The following is an 18,324-nucleotide window of genomic DNA, read 5'->3' as shown; positions in this document are numbered from 1 at the left end:
GGTCAGGAGTTGAATCCGAGGCCGAAGCGGTCGAGGGTGCGCAGCCACAGGTTGCGGCGGCCCTCGTGCGCGTCGGCCGCGAGGATGGAGCGCCGGGTGAACTGCACGATCGGATTGCGCAGCGGCTCGGGCGGGATGGGGAACGGCCGGCGACGCACGATGTCGTAGCGGAGCCGGGAGGTGGGCTCGCCCGCCAGCAGGTCGAGCGCGACATCCGCCGAGAATCTCGACGCGCCCACGCCGAGCCCCGTGTGCCCGACCGCGTAGGCGACCCGGCCGCCGCGCGCCGTGCCGTACGCCGCGGTGAACCGCGTGGTCGAGTCGATCGGGCCGGCCCACCGGTGCGTGAAGCGCAGGCCCTCGAGCTGCGGGAACGTCTCGAAGAAGTGCCGCGCGAGCAGTTCGTGGGAGGCGTCGCGCTGCTCGAGGCTCGCGTCGACCCTGCCGCCGAAGTAGTACACCGCGTCCCAGCCGCCGAAGAGGATGCGCCCGTCGGCGGTCGGCCGGTAGTAGTGGAACTGGTTGCCCGCGTCGGTGAGCCCCTGCCCCTCGGCCCAGCCGATCGCGGCGCGCTGCCGAGCATCGAGCGGCTCGGTCATGAGCACGTGGTCGTAGAGCGGCATGATGTAGTTGCCCAGCCGGCGCAGCGGCGACGGGTAGGCCGCGGTCGCGACGACCGCGTTCCGCGCGTCGACGTGGCCGAGGGCGGTGCGCACGCGCACCCCTTCGCCGTGGCGGTCGAGGCCGGTCGCGGCGGAGGCCTCGAAGATGCGCACCCCCCGGCGCTCGAGCTCGGCGGCCATGCCCCACGCGAGCCGCGCGGGGTCGATGAGCACCGTGCCGGTGCGATCGCGGAGTCCGCCGAGATAGCTCGGCGAGTGCACGTCGGCCTGCATCTCGTCGCGGTCGAGCAGCTCGAGTGCGACCCCGTGCCGTGCGCCGAGCTCGTGCGCCTCGCGCAGGCCGTCGAGCTGCCACGGCTCGACGGCGATCGTCGTCTTGCCCGCGCGGCTCAGACCGCAGTCGATGCCCGCACGCTCGATCGTCGCGACGAGCTCGGCGAGGTTGCGCTCGCCCTCCTCGTGGAGGGCGCCGACCTGGTCGGGCCAGATCGCGGTGCCGTGGGTGAGCCCGTGCGTGAGCGAGCTCGAGACGAACCCGCCGTTGCGGCCGGTCGCGCCGTGGGCGACGCGTTCGGCCTCGAGCACCACGACGGATGCCCCGGGGTCGCGCTCGAGCGACCGCCATGCCGTCCACAGCCCGGTGAAGCCGCCGCCGATGACGACGAGGTCGGCGTCGGTCGCGGCGGTCAGGGCGGGCCGGGCGGCGGGCGCGGCGCTGGCGCCGGGCCCTGCGGCCCGGTCGGTCCAGAACGGGCGAGGAGCGGCATCGGCGAGCGCGGCCCTCGCCGTCGCCCGCACGTCGGCGCCGGCCGGGGCCGTGGTGCGGCTCACACCCGTTCCCGCGCGCCGACGCGCTCGATCACGTCGGCCGCGGCCGACAGGCCGTCGCGCGAACGGATGTCGGCGCCGGCGGCCGCGGTGCGCTCGCGCAGCTCGGCATCGGCGAGCAGGGAGCGCACGGCGCCCGCGAGCTCGTCGGGCGTGAAGCGGTAGGGGTCGAGCCGGAGGCCGAACCCCTGCTCGTGCACGCGCTGGGCGTTGTCGTACTGGTCCCAGAAGAGCGGGAGCAGGATCATCGGCTTGCCGAAGTGCAGCGCCTCGGTCGTCGTGTTGTTGCCGCCGTGCGTGATCACCAGGTCGACGAGCGGCAGGATTCGCGTCTGCGGCAGGAACTCGGCGCCCCACATGTTCTCGGCGAGCTCGAACTCCTCGTGCAGCGGTCCCTTCGACACGATGACGTTGACCGGCTGGTCGGCGAGCGCGGCGATGACCCGCTGCATGAGCTCGACGTCGGCCGAGCCGAGCGAGCCGAGGCTGAAGTAGACGAGCGGGCGGCTGCCGTCGGTGAACGAGGCGGGCAGGTCGGCCGGCGCCTGCTCGGTCTCGCGCACCGAGGAGTCGAGGCGGTGCCAGGTCTCGTCGAGCGGCCGCTCGCCGTGGTAGTCGAGCACCTCGGGGTAGACGTAGAGGTTCTCGTCGCCGCGGTGGATGAACTCGAGCTCGGGCAGCGCCGGTGCGCCCTGCTCCTGCACCCAGGCGTCGAACTCCTGCCACAGCTGCCGATGGGTGCGCTCGTACTCGGCGCGGAAGGCCGGCCATGCCGCGCGGTCGTCGGCCGCGAGGCCCGAGAAGACAGGGGCGATCTCGTCGCCGGGCACCTCGAGGGGGTTGCACGACACGATCCGCACGAACGGCGCGTCGGCCGTCACGAGCGCGGGGAAGGCGATCACGTTGTCCTCGATGACGACGTCGGGCCGTACCCGCTCGATGATGGCCTGCAGCTGCGGCTCGCAGTACTTCGCGCCGTCGACGAGCGCCTGCCAGATGGGCAGCGTGACGGTCTCGAGCTGCTCGGAGGTGGTCTTGCGGAACTCGGGCGAGACCTCGCGGATGTAGTCCTTCCAGAACTGCCCCGCGTCCTGCTCGACCTCCTCCTCGGGCGCCGGGGCGAGGTCGACGAGGTCCTCCTCGAAGCCGAGGGCGGCGAGCCTGCCCTCCCACGACCGCTCGGCGGCGAACACGACGCGGTGGCCGCGCTTCAGCAGCTCGGCACCGATGCCGATGCAGTTGTTCGTCGGCCCGTACGCGCTCTCGGGCATGAACAGGATCGTCAGTCGTCCGTCAGTCATCATCGACCTCTCATACGAGTTTCTTGTATCGGAGTTTAGAGAATTCTGGTGCGTGTTGACCAGACATATCAAGAGTTTTCGCCCTAATATTGAGCAGCAGCACAGACAATTCGATTCGCACGAAGGAGTGCTCGATGGCCCGACCGAAGCGCCAGGAGGAGCGACGCAGCCAGCTCGTCGCCGCCGCGCAGCGCGCGATCGCCGCGCACGGCCCCGAAGGGGCTCGCCTGAACCGCGTCGCGGAGGAGGCCGGCCTCACCTCGAGCGCCGTGCTCTACTACTACCCCGACATCGACGAGCTCATGTTCGAGGCGAACCGGGCGGGAATGGAGCGCTTCTACGAGGAGCGGGTGCGGATGCTCGAGAGCCTCCCCGACGACCCCGTCGCCCGGCTCATCGCGCTCGTCGACTCGGGCCTGCCGAGCGGCCCCGACGACGCCGAGGTGCGCCTGCTCTGCGAGCTCGGCGGCTCGGCGGGCCGCAACGGCCTCATGGCGTCGCTGCTCACGACCCTCTACGACCGCCAGGTCGGCATGTACCAGGTGGTGCTCGAGCAGGGCGCCGCGCGCGAGCTCTTCACCCTCGCGCAGCCCTCGCTCGTCATCGCGCGCAACCTCGTCGCACTGGAGGACGCGTACGGCTACCGGATCGTGGCGAAGCATCCCACCATCGATCACGGCGGCGCCCGCGAGCTGCTGCTCGCGTACGCCCGGCTCGCGACCGGTCACACGCTCGCCGACTGATCGGCGGGCACGGCGGGCACCGCGCTCGTCGGGATCGAGGTGCCGACCGAGCCGGGCTCCGCGGGATCGCGCGAGACGAGCGACGCCTCACCGATGCGCAGCTCGACGTTCGCGCCGCGCGCGAACTCGGTCGTGCCGGGCACCGTCGCGAGCACGGGCGCGGGCAGGCCGGCGACCTCGATCGAGACCGTCGACGCGCCGCCGAGGAAGTAGGTGTCGACGACCTCGCCGCTGAGCGAGCCCGCCGAGGACGACGATCCGCCCGCGAGCGGTGCGAGCACGAGGTGCTCGGGCCGCACGACGAGCGTCGCCTCCTCGCCGACGGCGAGCGCGTGGGCGACCGGCACCTCGCCGAGCCCGTCGACCGCGATGCCGTCGGCGGTCGCATGGCCGTCGAGGAGATTCGCGGTGCCGATGAACGACGCCACGAAACGGCTCGCCGGCGCCCGGTAGAGCTCTTGCGGCGTCGCGAGCTGCTCGAGTCGCCCGTCGCGCAGCACCGCGATGCGGTCGGCCATCGACATGGCCTCCTCCTGGTCGTGGGTGACGACCACGAAGGTCATGCCGACCTCGTGCTGCAGACGCTTCAGCTCGAGCTGCATCGAGGCGCGCACCTGCCGGTCGAGCGCCGAGAGCGGCTCGTCGAGCAGCAGCAGCTTCGGCCGCTTCACGATGGCGCGGGCGAGCGCGACGCGCTGCCGCTGCCCGCCCGAGAGCTGCCCTGGGCGGCGCTTGGCGAGCGGCGCGAGGCGCACGGCCTCCATCACCTCGCCGACGCGGCGGCGGATCTCGGCGGACGGCACGCCCTCGGCCTCGAGCCCGTACGCGACGTTGCGCTCGACGCTCAGGTGCGGGAACAGCGCGTAGCTCTGGAACATCATGTTCACGGGCCGACGGTGCGGCGGCGTGCCGAGCAGGTCGGCGCCGTCGAGCTCGATGCGCCCTGCGGCGGGCTGCTCGAACCCCGCGATCGATCGCAGCAGCGTCGTCTTGCCGCAGCCCGACGGGCCGAGCAGGGCGAAGAACTCGTTGTGGGCGATGTCGAGCGAGACGCCGTGGAGGGCGACGGTGTCGCCGTAGACGGCACGGACGCCGTCGACCCGGAGGAGCGGTGCGAGCGGTGCAGTGGTCATTTCGAGGATCCAGTCAGTCGGGTCAGGCGCTGCGCCGCGATCACGGTCACGACGCTCACGAAGAGCAGCAGTGTGGCGAGGGCGTTCACCTCGGGCGTGACCCCGAAGCGCACCATCGAGTAGATGACGATCGGCAGCGTGGGCTGGGTGGGTGCGGTCGTGAAGAAAGCGATCACGAACTCGTCGAGCGAGAGGGTGAAGGCGAGGAGCGCGCCGGCGACGATGCCGGGCGCGAGCTGCGGCAGCGTCACCCTGAGGAAGGTGCGCACGGGCCCGGCGCCGAGATCGCGCGACGCCTCCTCCAGGCTCGGGTCGATGCTCGCCATGCGGGCGAGCACGATCGCGGTGACGAACGCCGTCGCGAAGACGCCGTGCGCGAGGATCACCGAGTGGAGGCCGAGCGTGACGCCGAGCAGCGCGAACAGGGTGAGCAGCCCGATGCCGAGCAGCAGGTCGGGCAGGATCGCCGGGGCGATCGCGAACGCCCGCACGAAACCGCCGCGCGTGTAGTGCTGGATGCCGTAGGCGAGCAGCGTGCCGAGCACCGTCGCGATCGCGGTCGCGCCGGTCGCGACCACGAGCGTGTTGCCGAGCCCCTGCATGAGCGCCCCGTCGGCGAACACCTCGGGGTACCAGCGCAGCGAGAACCCGCGCCACACGAAGAGGTTCTCGGAGTCGTTGAAGCTCATCGCCACGACCACGAGGATCGGCAGGTACAGGAACACGTAGCCAAGCCAGAGCGGCACGAGGATGCCGCGGAACCGGCGGCGGCGCGGCGTGCGCGCGGACGCCGTGGTCGCCTCGACCGGGCTCGAGCCCGTCGCGGTCGTCGCGGTCGTCGCCGTCGTCTCGGTCGTCGTCTCAGCCACGACGTCCTCCTTCGGTGACGCGGCGCGAGACCGCCGACTGCAGCACGATCACGAGCACCAGGATGATCGTGAGCAGGAGCGCGAGCGTCGCGCCGAACGGCCAGTCGCGCGCCTCGAAGAACTGGTCGCGCACGAGGTTGCCGACCATGATCGTCTTGCCGCCGCCGATGAGCTCGGGGATGACGAAGTTCGACATCGCGGGCACGAAGACGAAGACGCAGCCCGTGAGCGCGCCCGGCAGCGAGAGCGGAAGGGTGACGGTGCGGAACGCCCGCCACGGGTTGGCGCCGAGGTTCGTCGCCGCCTCGCGGAGCGAGGGGTCGAGCTGCTGCAGCGAGGCGTAGAGCGGCAGCACCATGAGCGGCAGGTACATGTAGAGCAGGCCGACCGCGATCGCCTGCGGCGTGTACAGCATGCTGATGGGATCGTCGACGAGACCGAGCCCCTGCAGCGTCTGGTTCACGAGGCCGGCGTTGTTCAGGAGCAGGATCCACGCGTAGGTGCGCACGAGGAAGTTGGTCCAGAAGGGGAGCACGACGGCGATGAGGGCGACGGTGCGCCATCTCGGCGAGAGGCCGGCGATGGCGTACGCCATCGGGTAGCCGAGCGCGAGCGCCAGCAGCGTGACGACGAGCGCCATGGCGATCGACTGGGCGATGACGCCCAGGTAGAGCGGTTCGGTCAGCTTCACCCAGTTGTCGAGGGTGAACTCGAAGACGACCCCGCCGAAGCGGCCGCGCTTGAAGAAGGTGTAGAACGCGAGGAGCCCGACCGGGATCGCCATGAAGACGATGAGGTAGAGCATGCCCGGCGCGAGGAACGGGACTGGGGCGAGCCCCCGGCGCGCGCGGCTCGCGCGCACGCCGGGGGTCGCCTCGTGGGAGGTGGTGGTCACGGGATCAGTTGGTCGCCAGGACCTCGGAGTTGAGGTCGACGTACTTCAGCGAGTCCTCGCCCAGGTCGACGATGACCTCCTGCTCGAAGAGCTGGTCGACGGTGATGCCGAGGGTCGGGTACGACTCGAGCAGGGCGGGGTCGAGCGCCTCCATCGCGGCCTGGTTCGGCACCTTGTAGAGGATGTTCTCGGCCACCCAGGTCTGCACCTCGGGGTCGAGGATGTAGTTGATGAAGGCCATCGCGGCCTCCTTGTTCTCGGAGGACTCGAGCACGGTCATCGTGTCGACCCAGAGGTCGGCGCCCTCGTCGGGCACGACGAACTCGATCGTGGGGTCTTCGGCGATGCCGTAGTTGCACCAGCCGTCCCACGCCTCGACCATCGCGGCCTCGCCCGAGACCAGCTTCGAGTAGAAGGTCGTGTCGTCGTAGGCGAGGAGCGTCGGCTTCGTCTCGATCAGCTGGGCCTGCGCCTCGGCGAGCTCGGCGTCGTCGGTCGTGTTGACCGAGTGGCCCGCGGCCTTCAGTGCGGGCATGGCGAGCCAGCGGTCGGTCGAGAGCATCGTCGTCTTGCCGACGAGCTCGGGCTTCGGGTCCAGCAGGTCGTTCCACGACGTCGGCGCGAAGCCGGTGAGGTCGGGGCGGTAGCAGAGGCCGGTCGTGCCCCACGCGTAGGGCTCGGAGTAGACGTTGCCCTCGTCGTAGTCGAGTTCGAGCGCCTCGGGGTAGAGGTTCTCCTCGTTGGGGATGAGCGACTTGTCGAGCTCGGCGAGCAGCCCCTGCTCGCCGAGCGCCTGGGCGTACTGGCCCGAGACGAAGGCGACGTCGATGCCGGAGTCGGCGCTCGCGGTGAGCTTCGCGACGATGTCCTCGTTGGTGGTGTGGTTGACGATCGTGGTCTTCACCCCCGTCGCCTCTTCGAACTGGGCGGCGAGGTCTTCGGGGTAGTAGTCGGCCCAGATCGACACGGTCAGCGTCTGCTCGCTGAGGTCGGCGTCGGGGTCGAGCGCTTCGCCGCCGCCGGCATCGGCCGACGAGCAGGCGGTGAGGGCGAGCAGGCCGGCGGCCGCCCCGGCGAGGGCGAGACGGCGGAACGGGTACGTCATCGTGACTCCTGAACTTCGACGGGCAGGGTTGAGCGATTCTTGCAGCAGGCATCAAGAAACCGCAATGACTTCAGCGCAGTGAATATCCGGGGGTTGCGGAATAGTTACAATCCGAATTCAATGAATTCGATGCTCAGTGGCGAACACATTCCGATCGGCGGCCGAACGCTCGCGGTCGACGACGACGGCGGCCTGCGACTCGACGGTCGCCGGGTCGCGGCGGGCGACGGCGTCGCACGCGCGCTCGCGGCGACGGTGGATGCCTCGGTGTCGCCCGAGACCGCCGCGGAGCGCGCGATCACGGTCGACCAGACCAACGTCTCGGTCATCGTCGACGAGCGGCTCATCGTGAAGCTCGTCGCGAACTGGGGTGCGGCCGAACGGTCGGCGCGGCTGCTCGAGCGACTCGACCTGGCCGGGGTCGACGGCGTCGAGCGCCTCCGCGGCACCGTCCGCTGGCGGCATCCGGCGCACGGCACGGGCGTGCTCGCGGTGATCACCGACTACCTGCCCGGCGCGGAGGACGGCTGGACCTGGGCGGTCGACGACGCCGTCGCCGTGACGACCGGCGAGCGCGACGATCCCGCATGGCCGGCCCTGCTCGGGCGCCGCATCGCCGAGATCCACGAGGCGCTCGGCGCCGAGGCCGCCCCCGAGGCCGCCGCGGCCCCCGGCGCGCGCGTCGACCGCGCCGGCGCGACCCTCGCGGGCGCCGTGGCCGAGACCGACGGCCCGGCGGGCGACCGCCTGCGCAATCGGCTCCCCTCGCTCGAGACCGCGGTCGCCTCGCTCGCCGCGAGCGCACCCGGCTTCGTCTTCCCCATCCACGGCGACCTCCATCTCGGCCAGGTGCTCCGCTCCCCCGCCGCGCCCGGCGGCGACGACGCCCGCTACACGGTCATCGACTTCGACGGCGATCCGCAGCACGACGAGGCCGAGCGCGGTCGACCCGACGCTGCGGCCCGCGACCTCGCCCACCTGCTCGTCTCGATCGACCTCGTCGCGGCCGTCGCCCAGAAGCGGCTCGGTCGGGCCGACCCGGCCGCGTTCGCCTGGGCCGACCGTGCGCGCGCGGCCCTGCTCGCGGGCTACCTCGACGCCCTCCGCCGGCCCGAGCTGTTCGACGCGAGCCTCCTCGCGGGCTTCGAGGCCGAGCAGCTCGCCGCCGAGCTGCGCTACGCGACCCGCTTCCTGCCGCGCTGGCAGTACGCGCCCGACGCCGCGATCACCCACCGCCACCCCTCGACGAACGACCGCCAGGAGCAGCCATGGACACCGCCGCCTTCCGATCCGACCTCGAGCTGATCCCCGAGACGCTCGCGCGGCTCGCCGACGCGCTGGAGGCGGGCCTCCCCGGGCTCGACGAAGTGGCGGCGATCGGCCGGGGGTCCGACGGGCCTCCGCGCGTGCTCGTGCTCGGCATGGGCTCGAGCCGCTACGCCGCCGACGTCGTCGCACGACGGTTCCGCGCGGCCGGCGCGACCGCGACGGTCGAGCTCGCGAGCGTCGACGAGCTGCCCCCGCCCGCACCGGACCTCGCCGTCGTGGCGGTCTCGGCGACGGGCGGCAGCGTCGAGGTGCTGCGTGCGATCGAGCGCTACCGCGGCACGACGCCGCTCGTCGCGGTGACGAACCGGCCCGGCTCCGAGCTCGCCGCGCGGGCCGACGCGGTGGTCGAGCTCGGCGCGGGGGTCGAGGCGTCCGGCGTCGCGTGCCGCACGTTCCGGGCGACCTTCCCCGTGCTCGACGGAGTGCTCGGGGCCCTCACCGGCGTCGCGCCCGCCGACCGCTTCGACGCCGAGGTCGTGCGGCGGGCCGCCGTCGCGAACGCGGGGCTGCTCGAGGCATCCGCCGACTGGCTGGAGGCCGCGACCGAGCTCGTCGCCGGGCCCGACGGAGTCTGGACCCTGGCGCCCGCCGAGCGCCTCTCGAGCGCGCAGCAGTCGGCCCTCATGCTGCGCGAGGTGCCGCGGCGCGGCGCCTTCGCCTCGGAGTCGGGCGACTGGTCGCACGTCGACGTCTACCTCACGAAGACGCAGGACTACCGGGCCCTCGTCTTCGCCGGCTCGCACTGGGACGGCCAGGCGCTCGAGTGGATGCGCGAGCGCGGTTCGCGGTGGGGCTCCGTCGGCGGTGCGCTTCCGGGTTCGGAGTTCGCGATCCGCCACGAGCACGACGACGACGCGCGCGTCGCGGTGCTCACCGAGACGCTCGTCGGCGAGCTCGTGGCCGAGCGACTGCTGCGCTGAGGCGTTCAGCCGCCCGGCGTCGGCGGGCTGTTCAGCCAGACCAGCTCGGCGGTGCGATCTGCGGGGTTCGAGACCCGGTGCGGCACGCTGCTCGGGTAGACGATCGTGTCGCCGGCGCCGAGCTCGTAGCGCTCCTCGTCGAGCTCGACGAGCACCTCGCCGGCCAGCACGAGCAGCACCTCCTCGGCGTCGCCGTGATGGTAGCGCTCGGGCCCGGTCGACCCCCCGGGCTCGATCGCGACGGCGTACATCTCGACGTGCCCGAAGGGCGGCTCGGTGAGGAACCACTTCGTCATGCCGTTCGCGGCCGACAGGGTGCGCCGCGCGTCGGCGCGCACGATGCGGGCGGCCGGCACGGCGCCCGGCTCGACGAGGTCGACGAGGCCGACTCCGAGCGCGTCGGCGATCCGCCGGAGCGTGGCGATGGTCGCGTTCGCGCGCCCCGTCTCGAGCTGGCTGACGAACCCGCTCGTGACGCCCGCCGCCTCCGCGAGGGCGCGCTGGGTCATGCGCCGGGCCGTGCGGTAGCGGAGGACCTGCCCTCCGACGTCGTTGCCCTCCATGGGCCTCCTCCGAGGTTTCGTGTCCGGCCTTGACGCGACGCATGACATGGTGCTCAATGTCACTCAGCAACATGTTAAGCAACGCTTCACCGATTCGGACAGTGAGGTTCTTCATGATGGCATTCCGACGCGGCACCACGCCGCAGACCGCCCGGCTCGGGCGCATCATCCGGGCGCACGCCGAGGCCGAGCGCACCGGTCTTCCCGTCGGCGAGGTGATCGAGCGCGCGGCCGCCGCCGCGGCCGACGACGCCGAGCGCTCGAAGCTCAGCCGGCGCGACGCCCTCAAGGTCGCCGGGGTCGCCGGCGCCGGCGCCGCGCTCGCGATGGCGACGCCCGCTCCGGCGTTCGCGGCCGCCGCAGCGGCGAAGCCCACCGCCCCGAGCGTCGCGATCGTCGGCGCAGGCCTCGCCGGCACGCGCGCCGCGCACTGGCTGTGGCGCACGAAGGGCATCGCGAGCACCCTCTACGAGGGCAGCGCCCGCCCGGGCGGCCGGTGCTACAGCCTCCGCGGGCACTTCGACGAGGGCATCGTCGTCGAGCACGGCGGCGCCTTCATCAACACCGACCACAACGCCATCCGCAACCTCGCCTCGAACCTCGGGCTGACGCTCGACGTCGTCGACGGCGGCAGCTACAACGGCTGGGAGGACAAGTACTGGATCGACGGCGCCGACTACTCCTACGACGACGCCAACGACGACTGGGGCCAGGTCTACAGCGCGATGAAGGCCGACCTCGCGGCCGCCCCGTACTGCCAGACGCACGACTCGCACACGGCCGCCGGCGTCGCACTCGATGCGATGACCGTCGACGACTGGCTCGCGCAGAAGGTGCCGGGCGGGCTCTCGAGCCGGTTCGCGAAGCTCATGCGCTCGAACGTCATGGCCGAGTACGGCCTCGAGTCGCACGAGCAGTCGGCGCTGAACCTCGTCTACCTGCTCGGCTGGAACGCGCAGAACAGCCTCGCCCCCGTCAACGGCGCCGACGAGAAGTACCTCGTGCGGGGCGGCAACGACCAGATCGTCACGCGCATGATCGCCGAGCTGCCCGCGAGCACGGTGCGGTACGGGCACGAGCTCATCGCGGTGAAGCGCAACGCCGACGGCACCGTCAGGCTGAGCTTCGCGGTCGGCAACTCGATCGTCGACAAGACGGTCGACCGGGTCATCCTCGCCCTGCCCTTCACGACGCTCAGGGAGTGCGACCTCAGCCAGTCGGGGTTCTCGGCCCTCACCCGGCGCGCGATCGACGAGCTGGGGCTCGGCGCCAACGCGAAGATCCACGTGCAGCTCGACCGCCGGCCCTGGGTCGAGCGCGGCTACGGCGGCTCGACGTACACGAACCCGTCGGGGTTCCAGTGCGGCTGGGACGACACCGCCTCGCACCCGCTGCCCACCGGCATCTTCAACTTCTTCCCCTCGGGCGACCAGGTGAAGGCCTGGTCGGGGCCGGCGTTCGGGGTGCCCACCGCGCAGCAGGTCTCGGGCATGCTCGCGCAGCTCGAACCCATCCATCCGGGCGTGACCGCCGCGTACTCGGGCAAGTCGTACCGCGACTTCTGGTGGGGCAACCGCTGGTCGAAGGGCGCCTACACCTGCCAGCGGCCGGGCCAGTACACCGGGCTGTTCGGCGTCGGGTCGACCCCCGAGGGCAACGTGCACTTCGCGGGCGAGCACACGAGCGTCGAGTACTACGGCTTCCTCAACGGCGCCGTCGCGTCGGGCGAACGCGCGGCGAAGGCGGTCGCCCTCTCCTGAGCGGCGGGGTACGAGCGCCGCGCCCGCTCACTGCGGGTACGGCGTCTCGCCGCGCTCGAGGCCGCCGACGAGCTTCGCGAGCCGGTTCGCCCTGCTGGTCGCGCTCGGCGCGGTCGTCACGCGGTGGAGCACGGCGTAGCGGTTGGTCGCGTTCAGCCGGTCGAAGAGCGCGGCTGCCTCGGGTGACGCCGCCAGCGCGGCCGCCAGGTCGTCGGGCACCTGCGCCGAGGACGCGCCGGCGTAGGCGCGCTGCCATCGACCGTCGGCCTTGGCCCGGTCGATCTCGGCCTGGCCGCGCGCCCGCATGCGGCCCTCGTCGACGAGGCCCGCGACGAGCCCGATGTTGCGCTGCGACCAGAGCGAGGCTCGTCGCCGCGGCGTGAACCGCTGCAGGAAGCACGCGGCGTCGTGGCTGCGCTTCTGCCCGTCGATCCAGCCGCTGCAGAGCGCCTCGTCGAGGGCCTCGGCGTAGCTCAGCGAGGTCGGCTCGGTGGTGCCCTTCTTCGCGAGCAGCAGCCAGACCCCGTCGGAGGCGTCTTCGTTCGCGTCGAGCCAGGCGCGCCAGGCTGCGCGATCGGCGACGACGAACGGGGTGATCTCTGCACTCACGGCGGGCTCCCTCTGCGGCGGCGGAGACGGTGCCGCCCCGGTCCTCACAGCGTACGCAGCGCCACCGACGCCGGCGCCGCCGTTGGCGCCGCCGTTCGGCGCGGTCGCGTTGTTAGGGTAGGCTCACCTCATCCCCGCCGCTCGGCACTCCCCCTCCGCACCGGAAGCACCTGATCGATGCCCCTGACCGCACCCGCCGTCGGCGTGTCGATGCTCGGCGGTCGCGCAGGGGAACCGGCGCTCGTCGCCGAGGGCCGGGTCATCGACTACGCCGAGCTCCGCGACCGCGTCGCCCTGCGGCGCGACGAGCTCGGCACGACCCGCCGGCTCGTCATGATCGAGGCGGGCAACGCGCTCGAACCCGTCGTCACGTACCTCGCTGCGCTCGAGGGCGGCCACCCCGTGCTGTTCGTCCCGGCCGAGGGCGACGACACCGCCCGTCGCCACCGCGCCGCACTCGTCGAGCGGTTCGACCCCGACGTGATCGCCCGGACCGACCTCGACGACGGCGACCGCCCGCGCTGGACCCTCGACGAACGGCGAGCGGGCACCCGGCACGAGCTGCACCCCGAGCTCGCGCTGCTCGCGAGCACCTCGGGGTCGACGGGCTCGCCGAAGCTCGTGCGCCTCTCGGCCGAGAACCTGCGCTCGAACGCCGGCGCGATCGCCGAGTACCTGCGGCTCTCCCCCGCCGACCGCGCCGCCACGACCCTGCCCCTCCAGTACTGCTACGGCCTCTCCGTCGTGAACAGCCACCTGCTGTCGGGCGCCAGCCTCCTGCTCACCGAGCGATCGGTCACCGACGAGGACTTCTGGCGGGAGGCGTCGGAGCATCGGATCACCTCGTTCGCGGGCGTGCCGTACACCTTCGAGCTGCTGGAGGCCGGCGGCTTCGGCGACCGCGAGCTGCCGAGCCTGCGCTATCTCACCCAGGCGGGCGGACGCCTCGCCCCCGAGGCCGTGCGGCGCATCGCGGCGCTCGGCGAACGCCGCGGCTTCGAGCTCTACGTCATGTACGGCCAGACCGAGGCCACGGCGCGCATGGCCTACCTGCCGCCCGGGCTCGCGGCGACCGCCGCAGGCGCGATCGGTCGGCCGATCCCCGGCGGGCGGCTTCGCATCGACCCGCTCGGCGGGGTCGACGGCGGCTCGGATGCCTCGGGCCCCGCCCCGCGCGACGGCGCCGGCGTCGGCGCGCCGGCGGAGGACACCCGGGCGGGCATGGGCGACGGCACGGGCGAACTCGTCTACGAGGGGCCGAACGTGATGCTCGGCTACGCCGAGGCGCCCGCCGACTTCGCCCTCGGCCGCACCGTGCACGAGCTCCGCACCGGAGACCTCGCCCGTCGCCGCGACGACGGCCTCTTCGAGATCGTCGGACGCGCCAACCGCTTCGCCAAGGTCTTCGGGCTCCGGATCGACCTCGATCGCGTCGAGCGGCTGCTCGACGAGGAGGGCGTCACCGCGCGCGCCGCCACCGACGACGAGCGGCTGCTCGTCTTCGCGACCTCCGAGCGCGCCGTCGCTCGCGCCCGCGAACGCGCGGCGGTGCTCACCGGACTGCCGCCGCACGTCGTCGCGGGCTACGCGGTCGCCGAGTTCCCCCGCACCTCGAGCGGCAAGCCCGATACCGCAGCCCTCGTGCGCTTCGCCGCCGACCACGATCGGCTGCTCGGCGAGGCCGGTCGATCCGCGGGCCCGAGCGACGTCGACGATGCGCCCGAGCGGGTACGACGGCTCTTCGCGACCCTGCTCGGCCGGCCCGAGGCGGGCCTCGACGATTCCTTCGCGGGGCTCGGCGGCGACTCGCTCAGCTACATCGAAGTGTCCTTGCGGCTCGAGGAGCTGCTCGGCGCCCTCCCCCGCGAATGGCCCCGGCTGACCGCGCGCGAGCTCGGCGCGCAGGCGGGCCCGCGCCTCGCCGCCGACGCCGACGCGGCGCACGACGGGGTCGCGGACGCTGCCGTGCCGGGAGCCTCACCCGTCGCATCCGGCGGGGCTCGGCGCCGGGCATCCGCCCCCGTCGCCGACAGGCGACCCCGCCCGTGGACGGCGCGTCTCGAGACGCCGGCGGTGCTGCGCGCCGCGGCGATCGTGCTCATCGTCGGCACGCACGCCGACCTCTTCATGATGAAGGGCGGCGCGCACCTGCTGCTCGCGGTCGCGGGCTACAACCTCGCCAGGTTCCAGCTGGCCGCGGTGCCGGGCGCGACCCGGGTGCGCCGCCTCGCCCGCAGCGCCGTGCAGCTCGCCGTGCCCGCCGTGCTCTGGATCGGCGCGGTCGCCCTCGTGACCGGCCAGTACCGGCCCGCCACCGCACTGCTCGTGAACAACCTGATGCCGAGCGACGGCAGATGGAACGAGCAATGGCAGTTCTGGTTCCTCGAGGCCGCGGTGTGGACCATCGTGGGCCTCGCCCTGCTCTTCTCGGTGCGGGCGATCGACCGGCTCGAACGGCGGGCTCCCTTCGGGTTCGCCCTCGCCGTGCTCGCGATCGCCCTCGCCGCGCGCTTCGCGATCGCCGGCCCCCACGCCGAGTACGTCGAGCGGTACAGCGCGCCCGTCGTGATCTGGCTCCTCGCGCTCGGCTGGCTCGTCGCGCGCGCCGACACCACCGCCCGCCGGCTCCTCGTCTCGGCCGTCGCGATCGTGAGCTCCTTCGGGTTCTTCGGCGAACCCGGCCGGGAGGCGATCGTCGCGGGCGGCGTGCTCGCGCTCGTCTGGATCCCCGCGGCCCGGCTGCCCCGGCTCGTCGTGCCCGTCGTCGCGACCCTCGCGGGCGCCTCGATGTTCGTCTACCTGACGCACTGGCAGGTCTACCCGCCGTTCGAGGCCTCCGCGCCGTGGCTCGGCACGCTGCTCTCGTTCGCGGTCGGCGTGCTCGCGTGGCGCGCGTACCTCGTCGCGAGCGGGCGGCTCTCACGGGTGACGGCCCGGGCGCGCGGCGCCCTCGCGTCGCGTGCGACGGCCAAGCGGGCACAGCTGGTGCGATCGGCGGAGGCGACCGAACGGACCCGCCCTCGGCAGCAGTGCCCTCGGGCCGAGGCGCTCGCTCAGTCGACCGGGGCCGTCGCCGCGATCGGCGGCTGATCCCGCTCGGGGTACAGCACGACGCCACCGTCGACCGCGACCTGCACGGGGCAGCCCGGCTCGAAGCGCCCGGCCTCGTGCAGCGGCACGCGATGCGTCACCTCGACGGGGAACTCGGCGGCGCCGAGGCGCAGCCGCAGCTCGGCCGAGGCGCCCGTGCGACGCACGCCGACGACGGTGGCGTTGCCGTCGGCCGCGCCGGGGTCGAGGCGCAGCTGCTCGGGCCGCAGCATCGCGCACACCCGTTCGGCGCCGCCGCTGCGATCGTGGCGCACCACGAGGCATCCGAACGCGCAATCGGCGAGGTCGGCGCCGGCCGAGCGCGCGGGCACGACGACGACGTCGCCGAGGAACTCGGCGACGCCCGCGTCGATCGGGGCGTCGAACACCGCCGCCGGGTCGCCGGCCTGCACCAGCCGGCCGCCGGCGAGCACGCCGACCTGCTGGCCGAACGACAGCGCTTCGTCCTGGTCGTGGGTGACGAGCACGGCGGTCACGCCGCTGCGCTCGAGCACGTCGATCACAGCCCGCCGCGTCTGCGCGCGCAGGCCCGTGTCGAGGGCGCTGAACGGCTCGTCGAGGAGGATCACGCTCGGCCGCAGGGCGAGCGCACGAGCGAGCGCGACGCGCTGCTGCTGCCCGCCCGAGAGCTCGTGCGGCATGCGCTCGGCGAGCGCGGGGTCGAGCGAGGCGAGGTCCATGAGCTCGCGCACCCTCGCGGCCCTGCCGGCGCCCCGGGTCAGGGCGAAGGCGATGTTGCGCGCCACCGAGAGATGCGGGAACAGGGCGCCGTCCTGGGCGACGTAGCCGATGCCGCGGCGGTGCGCCGGCATCGCGACGGTCGGGCTCGCGAGCTCGCGCCCGTCGAGCGAGATCGTGCCGGCGTCGGGGCGCTCGAAGCCCGCGATGAGCCGCAGCAGCGTGCTCTTTCCGCTGCCCGAGGAGCCGACGAGCGCAAGCCGCGTGGCGTCGGGCACCTCGAGCGAGACCTCGCGGAGCACTTCGGTGCCGCCGAAGGATTTCGAGATGCGGTCAAGTCGCAGCGTCATCGGAGGCTCCGTCGGGTGGCGTGGGCGAACATGAGGGCGACCGCGGGGATCGAGAGCAGCACGAGCAGCACCGCGTACGGTGCGGCCGCCGGGTAGTCGAGCGAGGATGCCGCGGACCAGAAGCTGGTCGCGACCGTGCGGGTGCCCGTCGGGGCCAGCAGCAGCGTCGCGGTGAGCTCGTTCGCGGCGCCGAGCGCGACGAGGGCGCCGCCCGCGCCGACGGCGGGCAGGAGCATCGGCGCGGTGACCCGCAGGCGGGCCGCCCACGGGGTGACGCCGAGCGACCTCGCGGCCTCCTCGAGCGACTCGGGCACCTGCGAGAGGCCCGCCCGGAGCGGCACGAGCGCGCGGGGCAGGAAGATCACGACGTAGGCGACGATCACCGTGAACGCCGTCTGGTAGAGCCCCGGCGCGAACGCGAGCGTCGTCGCGACGAGGGCGAGGGCGACGATGATCGCCGGCAGGCTGCTCGCGAGGTACGCGGCCCCCTCGAGGAGCCGTGAGAGCCGGCCCGGGTACCGAACCGCGAGCCACGCGAACGGCAGGGCGACGAGGATCGCGCAGGCGGCACCCCCGATCGACAGGACGAGCGTCTGCACGGCCGCCGGCACGAGGGCGGCGAAGTCGAACGCGTCGGCCGCGAAGAGCCAGCGCACGACGCTCGTGAGCGGCACGACGGTCGCGGCCACGACGACCGTCGCGGCCGCGAGCACGGTAGGCGGGGCGAGCCGGCCGAGCGCGAGGCGGGCGGGCGGGTGCGGCGAACCGCTGCCGACCCGCGCGTACCTGGCGCGACCGCTGCCCCGCGCGAGCGACTCGAGCGCCAGGAGCCCGAGGCAGAGCAGCGCGAGCACGAGGCCGAGCGCGGCCGCGTTCGGCCCCGCGAAGGTGGCCTGGTAGGCGACGACGATCGCCGTCGTGAAGGTGTCGAAGCGCAGGAATGCGAAGGCGCCGTACTCGGCGAGGAGGTGCAGTGCGACCACGAGCGCGCCGCCGAGCACCGCCAGGCGCAGCTGCGGCAGCACGACGCGGGCGAACACGCCCCACGAGCCCATGCCGAGCGCCCGCGCCGACTCCTCGAGCGCGGGGTCGAGCCCGCGGATGGCCGCGAGCGCGGGCAGGTAGACGAGCGGGAAGTAGGCGAGCACCGCGACGAGCACGCCGCCCCAGAGCCCGCTGATCGACGGGATCGCGCTCGCCCAGCCGTAGCTCGCGACGAACGCCGGGATCGCGAGCGGCGCGACGAAGCCGACGGCGAAGAGGCGCCGGGCGGGCAGGGCCGTGCGCTCGACGAGCCACGCCGACCCGACGCCGAGCACGACGCTCGCGGGCACGCCGATGACGACGAGCAGCACGGTGTTGACGAGCAGCTCGCCGACCTTGGGCCGGAACACGAGGGCCGAGAGCTCGGCCCAGCCCATCGCGAAGGCCGCCTGCACGACGTAGGCGATCGGCACGAGCGCACCCGCGGCGAGCACCGCGACGACCACGACCAGGCCGACGGGCG

General features: G+C 73.1%; 15 protein-coding genes. 5 read left to right on the top strand and 10 right to left on the bottom strand.

Annotated elements, in window-relative coordinates:
• Positions 1–2 precede the first annotated feature (2 nt).
• Positions 3–1,454 (bottom strand): NAD(P)/FAD-dependent oxidoreductase, encoded by a 1,452-nt coding sequence (locus tag ACFVSL_RS09935; protein WP_386940628.1) that lies wholly within the window; start codon positions 1,452–1,454, stop codon positions 3–5.
• Positions 1,451–2,752: a glycosyltransferase gene (locus ACFVSL_RS09930; protein ID WP_386940626.1), complete on the bottom strand. Its 1,302-nt coding sequence runs from the start codon at positions 2,750–2,752 to the stop codon at positions 1,451–1,453. Before ACFVSL_RS09930 ends, ACFVSL_RS09935 begins: the two co-directional genes overlap by 4 nt.
• 134 nt (positions 2,753–2,886) lie before the next feature.
• Here ACFVSL_RS09930 and ACFVSL_RS09925 point away from each other — a divergent pair, with 134 nt between their 5' ends.
• On the top strand, positions 2,887–3,495 hold the full coding sequence (locus tag ACFVSL_RS09925) for a TetR/AcrR family transcriptional regulator (RefSeq protein ID WP_386940624.1): 609 nt from the start codon (positions 2,887–2,889) through the stop codon (positions 3,493–3,495).
• On the opposite strand, the gene ACFVSL_RS09920 is transcribed toward ACFVSL_RS09925, so the two are convergent.
• Genes ACFVSL_RS09920 through ACFVSL_RS09905 form a run of 4 tightly spaced genes read right to left on the bottom strand, consistent with a single transcriptional unit; the run spans position 3,477 to position 7,497 of the window.
• Positions 3,477–4,628 carry an ABC transporter ATP-binding protein gene (locus ACFVSL_RS09920; RefSeq protein WP_386940623.1) on the bottom strand — a complete coding sequence of 384 codons (1,152 nt, stop codon included), beginning with the start codon at positions 4,626–4,628 and terminating at the stop codon, positions 3,477–3,479. The genes ACFVSL_RS09925 and ACFVSL_RS09920 overlap by 19 nt on opposite strands.
• On the bottom strand, positions 4,625–5,497 hold the full coding sequence (locus ACFVSL_RS09915) for an ABC transporter permease (protein ID WP_386940621.1): 873 nt from the start codon (positions 5,495–5,497) through the stop codon (positions 4,625–4,627). The genes ACFVSL_RS09920 and ACFVSL_RS09915 overlap by 4 nt, the downstream gene beginning before the upstream one ends.
• The gene (locus tag ACFVSL_RS09910) at positions 5,490–6,392 is read right to left on the bottom strand and encodes an ABC transporter permease (protein WP_386940620.1); all 903 of its coding nucleotides are present in this window, start codon (positions 6,390–6,392) and stop codon (positions 5,490–5,492) included. Before ACFVSL_RS09910 ends, ACFVSL_RS09915 begins: the two co-directional genes overlap by 8 nt.
• A 4-nt stretch (positions 6,393–6,396) precedes the next feature.
• Positions 6,397–7,497 (bottom strand): spermidine/putrescine ABC transporter substrate-binding protein, encoded by a 1,101-nt coding sequence (locus tag ACFVSL_RS09905; RefSeq protein WP_386940617.1) that lies wholly within the window; start codon positions 7,495–7,497, stop codon positions 6,397–6,399.
• Positions 7,498–7,626: 129 nt separating this feature from the next.
• On the opposite strand from ACFVSL_RS09905, the gene ACFVSL_RS09900 reads away from it, so the two are divergent.
• The gene (locus tag ACFVSL_RS09900) at positions 7,627–8,802 is read left to right on the top strand and encodes a hypothetical protein (protein ID WP_386940615.1); all 1,176 of its coding nucleotides are present in this window, start codon (positions 7,627–7,629) and stop codon (positions 8,800–8,802) included.
• Entirely contained in the window at positions 8,766–9,746 is a 981-nt protein-coding gene (locus ACFVSL_RS09895) for an SIS domain-containing protein (RefSeq protein WP_386940614.1), read from the top strand. Before ACFVSL_RS09900 ends, ACFVSL_RS09895 begins: the two co-directional genes overlap by 37 nt.
• A 5-nt stretch (positions 9,747–9,751) precedes the next feature.
• Here ACFVSL_RS09895 and ACFVSL_RS09890 read toward each other — a convergent pair whose 3' ends face one another.
• The gene (locus ACFVSL_RS09890; RefSeq protein WP_386940612.1) at positions 9,752–10,309 is read right to left on the bottom strand and encodes a helix-turn-helix domain-containing protein; all 558 of its coding nucleotides are present in this window, start codon (positions 10,307–10,309) and stop codon (positions 9,752–9,754) included.
• Between the two features lie 116 nt (positions 10,310–10,425).
• Between ACFVSL_RS09890 and ACFVSL_RS09885 the strand changes: the two genes are divergently transcribed.
• Entirely contained in the window at positions 10,426–12,069 is a 1,644-nt protein-coding gene (locus ACFVSL_RS09885) for a flavin monoamine oxidase family protein (RefSeq protein WP_386940610.1), read from the top strand.
• Between the two features lie 27 nt (positions 12,070–12,096).
• Here ACFVSL_RS09885 and ACFVSL_RS09880 read toward each other — a convergent pair whose 3' ends face one another.
• Positions 12,097–12,678 carry a YdeI family protein gene (locus ACFVSL_RS09880; RefSeq protein WP_386940608.1) on the bottom strand — a complete coding sequence of 194 codons (582 nt, stop codon included), beginning with the start codon at positions 12,676–12,678 and terminating at the stop codon, positions 12,097–12,099.
• A gap of 177 nt (positions 12,679–12,855) precedes the next feature.
• On the opposite strand from ACFVSL_RS09880, the gene ACFVSL_RS09875 reads away from it, so the two are divergent.
• On the top strand, positions 12,856–15,768 hold the full coding sequence (locus tag ACFVSL_RS09875; protein WP_386940607.1) for an AMP-binding protein: 2,913 nt from the start codon (positions 12,856–12,858) through the stop codon (positions 15,766–15,768).
• On the opposite strand, the gene ACFVSL_RS09870 is transcribed toward ACFVSL_RS09875, so the two are convergent.
• Complete coding sequence (locus ACFVSL_RS09870) at positions 15,732–16,817, bottom strand: ABC transporter ATP-binding protein (protein ID WP_386940605.1); 1,086 nt, start codon at positions 16,815–16,817, stop codon at positions 15,732–15,734. The two genes, ACFVSL_RS09875 and ACFVSL_RS09870, sit on opposite strands and share 37 nt — an antisense overlap.
• On the bottom strand, positions 16,814–18,307 hold the full coding sequence (locus ACFVSL_RS09865) for an ABC transporter permease (RefSeq protein WP_386940604.1): 1,494 nt from the start codon (positions 18,305–18,307) through the stop codon (positions 16,814–16,816). Before ACFVSL_RS09865 ends, ACFVSL_RS09870 begins: the two co-directional genes overlap by 4 nt.
• Positions 18,308–18,324 lie beyond the last annotated feature (17 nt).

Origin of the sequence: Agromyces sp. NPDC058064, from assembly GCF_042885275.1 — a bacterium.
Taxonomy (GTDB): Bacteria; Actinomycetota; Actinomycetes; order Actinomycetales; family Microbacteriaceae; genus Agromyces.
The sequence above is the reverse complement of the archived record's forward strand: the minus strand, read 5'-3'. Positions and strand labels throughout refer to the sequence as shown.

Bases quoted from the DNA above. Each gene is read 5' to 3' on its own strand.
- ACFVSL_RS09870 (WP_386940605.1), bottom strand. From the start codon at position 16,817: ATGACGCTGCGACTTGACCGCATCTCGAAATCCTTCGGCGGCACCGAA.
- ACFVSL_RS09875 (WP_386940607.1), top strand. From the start codon at position 12,856: ATGCCCCTGACCGCACCCGCCGTCGGCGTGTCGATGCTCGGCGGTCGC.
- ACFVSL_RS09885 (WP_386940610.1), top strand. From the start codon at position 10,426: ATGGCATTCCGACGCGGCACCACGCCGCAGACCGCCCGGCTCGGGCGC.
- ACFVSL_RS09900 (WP_386940615.1), top strand. From the start codon at position 7,627: ATGCTCAGTGGCGAACACATTCCGATCGGCGGCCGAACGCTCGCGGTC.
- ACFVSL_RS09930 (WP_386940626.1), bottom strand. From the start codon at position 2,752: ATGACTGACGGACGACTGACGATCCTGTTCATGCCCGAGAGCGCGTAC.
- ACFVSL_RS09925 (WP_386940624.1), top strand. From the start codon at position 2,887: ATGGCCCGACCGAAGCGCCAGGAGGAGCGACGCAGCCAGCTCGTCGCC.
- ACFVSL_RS09920 (WP_386940623.1), bottom strand. From the start codon at position 4,628: ATGACCACTGCACCGCTCGCACCGCTCCTCCGGGTCGACGGCGTCCGT.
- ACFVSL_RS09905 (WP_386940617.1), bottom strand. From the start codon at position 7,497: ATGACGTACCCGTTCCGCCGTCTCGCCCTCGCCGGGGCGGCCGCCGGC.
- ACFVSL_RS09895 (WP_386940614.1), top strand. From the start codon at position 8,766: ATGGACACCGCCGCCTTCCGATCCGACCTCGAGCTGATCCCCGAGACG.
- ACFVSL_RS09890 (WP_386940612.1), bottom strand. From the start codon at position 10,309: ATGGAGGGCAACGACGTCGGAGGGCAGGTCCTCCGCTACCGCACGGCC.